This window comes from Bifidobacterium sp. (assembly GCF_050874245.1).
GTDB lineage: Bacteria > Actinomycetota > Actinomycetes > Actinomycetales > Bifidobacteriaceae > Bifidobacterium.
The window spans coordinates 1-5,350 of sequence record NZ_JBNMKH010000097.1 but is presented as its reverse complement, the minus strand read 5'-3'; the positions used below and the strand labels follow the sequence as shown (position 1 = coordinate 5,350).

The 5,350-nt window shown below is 57.5% G+C and carries 7 protein-coding genes, 1 pseudogene and 1 riboswitch; of the genes and pseudogenes, 1 reads left to right on the top strand and 7 read right to left on the bottom strand.

Translation table 11 applies throughout. The features are described 5' to 3' along the window. A pseudogene (locus ACR0P8_RS08455) lies at positions 1 to 349 on the top strand (excinuclease ABC subunit A); the annotation flags it as partial. Here ACR0P8_RS08455 and ACR0P8_RS08450 read toward each other — a convergent pair. From ACR0P8_RS08450 to ACR0P8_RS08420, 7 genes are all read right to left on the bottom strand, one after another. After that, a complete protein-coding gene (locus ACR0P8_RS08450) occupies positions 330 to 1,058 on the bottom strand; it encodes a hypothetical protein (RefSeq protein WP_432624651.1) in 729 nt (242 codons plus the stop codon). The pseudogene ACR0P8_RS08455 and the gene ACR0P8_RS08450 overlap by 20 nt on opposite strands. After that, positions 1,055 to 2,587 carry an ABC transporter ATP-binding protein gene (locus ACR0P8_RS08445; protein ID WP_432624650.1) on the bottom strand — a complete coding sequence of 511 codons (1,533 nt, stop codon included), beginning with the start codon at positions 2,585 to 2,587 and terminating at the stop codon, positions 1,055 to 1,057. The genes ACR0P8_RS08450 and ACR0P8_RS08445 overlap by 4 nt, the downstream gene beginning before the upstream one ends. Continuing rightward, positions 2,581 to 3,267 (bottom strand): energy-coupling factor transporter transmembrane component T family protein, encoded by a 687-nt coding sequence (locus ACR0P8_RS08440; RefSeq protein WP_432624649.1) that lies wholly within the window; start codon positions 3,265 to 3,267, stop codon positions 2,581 to 2,583. Before ACR0P8_RS08440 ends, ACR0P8_RS08445 begins: the two co-directional genes overlap by 7 nt. Continuing rightward, a complete protein-coding gene (locus tag ACR0P8_RS08435) occupies positions 3,267 to 3,884 on the bottom strand; it encodes an MptD family putative ECF transporter S component (protein WP_432624648.1) in 618 nt (205 codons plus the stop codon). Before ACR0P8_RS08435 ends, ACR0P8_RS08440 begins: the two co-directional genes overlap by 1 nt. Positions 3,885 to 4,061: 177 nt before the next feature. Then, entirely contained in the window at positions 4,062 to 4,430 is a 369-nt protein-coding gene (locus ACR0P8_RS08430; protein ID WP_432624647.1) for a fluoride efflux transporter FluC, read from the bottom strand. Beyond that, positions 4,427 to 4,882: a fluoride efflux transporter FluC gene (locus ACR0P8_RS08425; protein ID WP_432624646.1), complete on the bottom strand. Its 456-nt coding sequence runs from the start codon at positions 4,880 to 4,882 to the stop codon at positions 4,427 to 4,429. Before ACR0P8_RS08425 ends, ACR0P8_RS08430 begins: the two co-directional genes overlap by 4 nt. Positions 4,883 to 4,975: 93 nt before the next feature. Then, positions 4,976 to 5,053, bottom strand: a riboswitch (Fluoride riboswitch). 201 nt (positions 5,054 to 5,254) lie between these two features. After that, on the bottom strand, positions 5,255 to 5,350 hold a 96-nt coding region (locus tag ACR0P8_RS08420), incomplete at its 5' end, for an IS3 family transposase (protein WP_432624652.1).

Below are 5,350 nucleotides of genomic sequence, written 5' to 3'. Positions count from 1 at the left end.
TCTTGCATTGGGAGAGCCGACGCCGGCGCTTTCCGGCGGGGAGGCCCAACGTCTGAAATTGGCCAGTGAGATGGGACGGAAGCAGCATGATGCGGTGTTCGTGTTCGACGAGCCGACGATCGGTCTGCATCCGCTTGACGTCCAGGTGCTGCTGCGCGTGTTCGACGAGCTTGTGGAGAGTGGCGCCACAGTGATCGTCATCGAACATGATCTGGATGTGATCACGAACGCGGATTATGTGGTGGACATGGGTCCGGGCGGCGGAGATGCGGGCGGACGCGTGGTATGTGCGGGATCCCCATCGCTGGTCGCCGCATGTCCGGAAAGCATCACAGGACGTTACCTGTGATCGGCGTGCGATGTGGTCGCCGCCCGTTCCCCATCCAAGGTCGGTCCGATGGTGGAATGGGCAGTTCCTTCCATGCCTGAAGGCGATGCAGCGCACGCACGATGTTGCATTGATCGAGCAGCGTTCCTTCGGCTGCGCACATCGTGGGATACCACATGCGATGGCGTAGCGTGGCTTGCCTCCCCTTGCCTTTGATGAGCTTGCTTTCATCGGAGGCGTACTGAAAATGAAGATGGCTGAGCAGTCCCCCATGTCCGAGCGCGGAACGTTCGGGCATGGGATCCATCGCGACAAGCACGGCGAATGGATCGGAGATGACGGCATCAATCGCATGGAACACATAGCAGGGCTTGCCTTCCAGTCCTTTATCATGCATGTGGTCGAGACGATATTCATGCGTTGCGATAGGCTTGCGCCCCTCATCCAACCAGGTCAGGCGGAAACCTGCGACACCATCATCGTCGCCGGCAGCCGGCAGCCGATCGATATGCCATCCGCCAATGCGGTCCCGTCTCTCCCTGCCCGAGGTCCTGCATGCCTTCGACCAGAAGCGCCGCGCATCGCCAAGCATCATGATTGCGAACAACGGTTTGGAACGCATGGCTTCCGTGGAATCCTTCCAGGCCCGTTCCAAGTTCGGATCACGACTGTCGATCAGATGCTCGAAGCTGATCCAATCCCCCAGCCAATCATTCACATCGAAATTCATGCCGGATGCCCCCTTTCTTCAGGTTCGTCATAGGATTCGTTCTCCAGCGTTATGACGCCGTCGCACCACTGGGCGGCAAGCTCATAGTCATGCGTCACGACCAGCACCGCCTTGCCGTTGTCGGCAAGTTTGCGCAGGAGCCCGCCGACCTGGGTCATGTGCAGCCGATCCAGCCCGCTGGTCGGCTCATCAAGAACGATGAACCGTTTGCCGCTCATCAGCGCGCAGGCAATGGCAAGTCTCTGCTTCTGCCCTCCGGACAGGCTCATAGGATGTCGCCGTGCGCAATCCAATAAGTCAAGATCCCGCAGCACGGCATCGCATCGGTCACGTACTTCGGCATCCATTTCATCAAGTCCCAGTAGCGCCTCCTCGCGAACACTGTCGGAGAACAGCTGGTAATTGACGTCTTGCATGACAAGGAACCCTGAACGGGTCAAGGCATTGCGACCGGCTTCCACGCCGTTCAACAGCACCATGCCGTCCAACGGAGAGGCGAGACCGCACAATGTGCGCGCCAAAGTGCTTTTGCCTACCCCGTTCGGTCCCATAAGACCGAGAATCTCACCTTCATGAATGTCAAAATCGGGAATGTCCCGTGCGAACACGGGCGTCTTACGGCCCAGGAAGCCCCGTTTCGCATGTCCCACGCTCAGACCGCGCACGCCGATGACGGCCCGTCTTTCATCCGCATCGGATACAGTTCTGGCATGCCGCAGCTTGCGATGCACGGCAATCCTGTACGGTTCGTCGTCAAGGGCGCGCAATCCCAATTCCGCGATACGTTGTTCGGGCATTGTCCGGAAATCGGATGCCTTGTATTCGCCGCGGATCGCACCGTGGTCGAACACTATGAAGCGGTCGGCCAAATCCGCGCACCATGCTAGGCGATGTTCGGCGATGACGATGGTCATTCCATCGTCCCTCAATTCGGCGACCATGTCATGCAGCCGACGAATCGCCGGCATATCCAGATTGCTTGTCGGCTCATCCATGACGATCAGGCTGGGAGCCAGCATGGTCGACGCCGCCACGGCAAGCTGCTGCTTCTGGCCACCTGAAAGCGTCATGATTCGACGATCCAGTAGATGTCTGACGTGGAAACGCTCGGCGACATCTTGCACGCGTTGCCGAATCCGAGCCGGAGGCATGCCCACATTCTCACAGGGGAACGCCAATTCGTCGGTGGATTCGGCATTGAAGTACTGGGTTTTCGGATTCTGAAACACGCTGCCGACCCGGCCCACATAGCTTTCCACGGGAGCCGATCCTGCTTGGATTCCGCAGGTCACATGGGAGCCCCGCAGATCACCGGAATGGAAACCAGGTATCAGACCATTGAGCAGACGCGTGTACGTGGTTTTCCCGCAACCGCTTTGTCCGCATAATACGACGATTTCGCCACGCGATATGGTGCAGCTGACATCGCTTAACGCGTCGGCCTTATCCGCTTCGTCGGCACGGTATGCGAATGAGCATCGTCGCGTCCATGCGACCGCGCGATCCGTCTCATTTCCGACACTCACCATGCGCCCCCAATACCCAATGCCAGAGGAACCGTGCAGATGAACATCCACGCCCAGTCGATCTTGCACATGCGGATTTCGGTATGGCACGTATGCGGCCCACTGATGCCGATGCCTTTGGTCAACGCGGCGACGGACAGATCCTGAGCAACGCCCGTGGCATTCATCAGCAGCGGCATAAGGATATATTCCAATGACTGCGCCGGATGGCGAAGCAAAGCGAACGATCCTTGGGCAATGCCGCGCAATGCCATCGCATCTCGAATCTGATGGTAATCGTCATGAATCGTCGGGAAAAAACGGATGCATACGACGCATGGGATCACGATCACCTCGGGAACGCGCATACGTCGTAAGGCACATATGAATTGGCTGGCCGTGGTCGTGGCGAATGCGTATATGCCGGCGACCAGACAAGGCATCATCATCCGGATTCCGACGCACGGCAATCCAAGCATATGCAGCCAGCCGCCGTCATCATCGAGCGTTGACGCCCACGTCCCCGCCAACAGCAAAAGATAGATGCATCCGAGACGCGCCGCGACCGTCCATTTTCCCGCAATGGCCAATGGCAGCAGGAGCAGCAGCATCGTAAGAGCCTCAACAGCCACGTCGACATGGAAGAACAACAGAAGATTGGCCAACGCCACCAAGTACAGTTTGGCTCTTGGATCCAAGGCCATCAGATGATGCCGGCTTTCGCGAAATGCTTCTTCAGCATACGCTGTCCGAACCAGCCTCCAAGCAACGCGCATACGAGTATCGCCGCCATGGCGATGACAAACGTACCGGCATTGACATGCGCGAAAACACCATCGATATAGGACGCGTCCTTGCCACGTGCCTGCAAACTGGCCACATACGCATCCTTCATGAACCACAATGGCAGGATCGGACCGGTGAGTCCGTAGCAGAACACGACATAGCTTGCCAGGATTCCCGCTTTGTTCCGATAATTCCCAGCACGCGCTATGACATCGGCGATGACAGGAAACACGATGCTTGCGGCAAGGGAGAGAATGAAGTGCCCGGACACGAACAAGAACAGTCCGACGACGATGCCCATCACGCTGATCGCGCCGAATTTTCCGACCCGGGCGACCATGAGCATGTACACGCAACCGCAGATCAACGCGGCGACCGCGGGAAGAAGGATCATGCCGAACCCCATCAGGACGACGGAACTGAACAGCGTGGCCACGGCGACCAACACGAAATACAAGGCGGTGAACACTCCGATCATGATGAGATCGGGAACATCCAGATGCTTCGACTTGGTCGAGGTGTTCCGTTGCGTCATAGTGGGTCCTTTCGCTATTGCTTGGATGGGCCAGCCACCAATGTATCGGTGGAACAAGGAAAAGGCAATAGTTTTTTCTGATTTCCCACGAGAATCCATGTCATATCGAACGATTCGGACAGCAATCGATCAAGCCATGGCAAAGGCGGACGCCATGATCCACGCCACTCCCCGGTCTCAGACGACGGCATACCCCAATGCCGCGGCGGCCACGGGAACCGCAACCGATGTGAGCATGTATCCCATGAACACCGCGAACCGGCCACCGCGCACCAACGTCACGGATTCATTCATCATGGTCGAGAATGTGGAGAATCCGCCAAGAAAGCCGGTCGCCAGCAATACATGCGCAGCATCCGGCATGGACCGACGCGCGTACAGTCCCGCGACCACACCCGCCAGAAAACCGGCTACGACATTGATGACGAACGTCGACAAAGGGAAAGCCTTATGCCAATGGGCTTTGATACAGGAATCGCAGATGTATCGGACGGCGGCGCCGAAACCGCCGAAAAGGCATACCGATATGGTGATGATCACGTTCATCGGTCCACCTCGCCATCCGACGCATCACGCCTGTCATCTCGTTCCGAATCGGCGATATGCGAGCCGACAAGCGCTCCGGCATATGCCAGCGCGCATCCGACGATGAAGGTCGCGCAGCAGTATGCCATGCAATCCAAGGTTCTGCCGCCATGCAACATAACGAATTCCTCCAAGGCGAGGGTGGACATGGTGGACAGACCTCCGCACATGCCCATGCCAAATCCACGGTTCACATATTCCTTCGCCCGTCCTGCGATTCTGCGGGTTCCTCCCAGCCATGCCGAAAGCGTCGCATATACAAAGCAGGCGACCATATTCGCCGCGAATGTACCTATGTGGAACGCACCGTAATCGGGAATATTCGAACAGGCGTAGCGCAATGCGGTGCCGACGCATCCGCCGAGAAACACCACGCATACAAGATCAAGCCGAATGATATGTTGTCGTGCCATGCATCCTCTTCTCAACGAGGCGCCGCACCACATGGCAGACACAAACGGACGGCATTACCGCAGCCGCTGAATGCCATAGGGTACAGCACACCCCATGCCGTAGGAACCATCAGCGGAATTGCGGTTCGAAACCCGTAAGGGCTTCAGGCGAGTTCCATCGCCGTAGCCCAGTATATCCGCCGCATGCGGCCATACGAATCACCATTCACGATGCGGACAGCCGCGTTAGGATTCTGCAAACCCATAAGAAAACGCAACACGTCGATCACAATAAAGAAACGCCGGAAACATCATTCCCCCTCAAACAATAAAAGGGCCATCCCGCTTTGAACTGCGCCCCGATTGTTGGACGCTGTTAATTAGGATACAGCCCTAGACCGCGAGGGACATGCCCCGGAACTCCTCCGGGGTGCGTCCCTCGAGTCGTATCTGGCGTCGTCTGGTGTTCCAGTGCACGATGTACGCGTC

Excerpts from the sequence above, each read along its gene's own strand:
- ACR0P8_RS08450 (WP_432624651.1), bottom strand. The coding sequence starts at position 1,058 with ATGAATTTCGATGTGAATGATTGGCTGGGGGATTGGATCAGCTTCGAG.
- ACR0P8_RS08445 (WP_432624650.1), bottom strand. The coding sequence starts at position 2,587 with ATGGTGAGTGTCGGAAATGAGACGGATCGCGCGGTCGCATGGACGCGA.
- ACR0P8_RS08440 (WP_432624649.1), bottom strand. The coding sequence starts at position 3,267 with ATGGCCTTGGATCCAAGAGCCAAACTGTACTTGGTGGCGTTGGCCAAT.
- ACR0P8_RS08435 (WP_432624648.1), bottom strand. The coding sequence starts at position 3,884 with ATGACGCAACGGAACACCTCGACCAAGTCGAAGCATCTGGATGTTCCC.
- ACR0P8_RS08430 (WP_432624647.1), bottom strand. The coding sequence starts at position 4,430 with ATGAACGTGATCATCACCATATCGGTATGCCTTTTCGGCGGTTTCGGC.
- ACR0P8_RS08425 (WP_432624646.1), bottom strand. The coding sequence starts at position 4,882 with ATGGCACGACAACATATCATTCGGCTTGATCTTGTATGCGTGGTGTTT.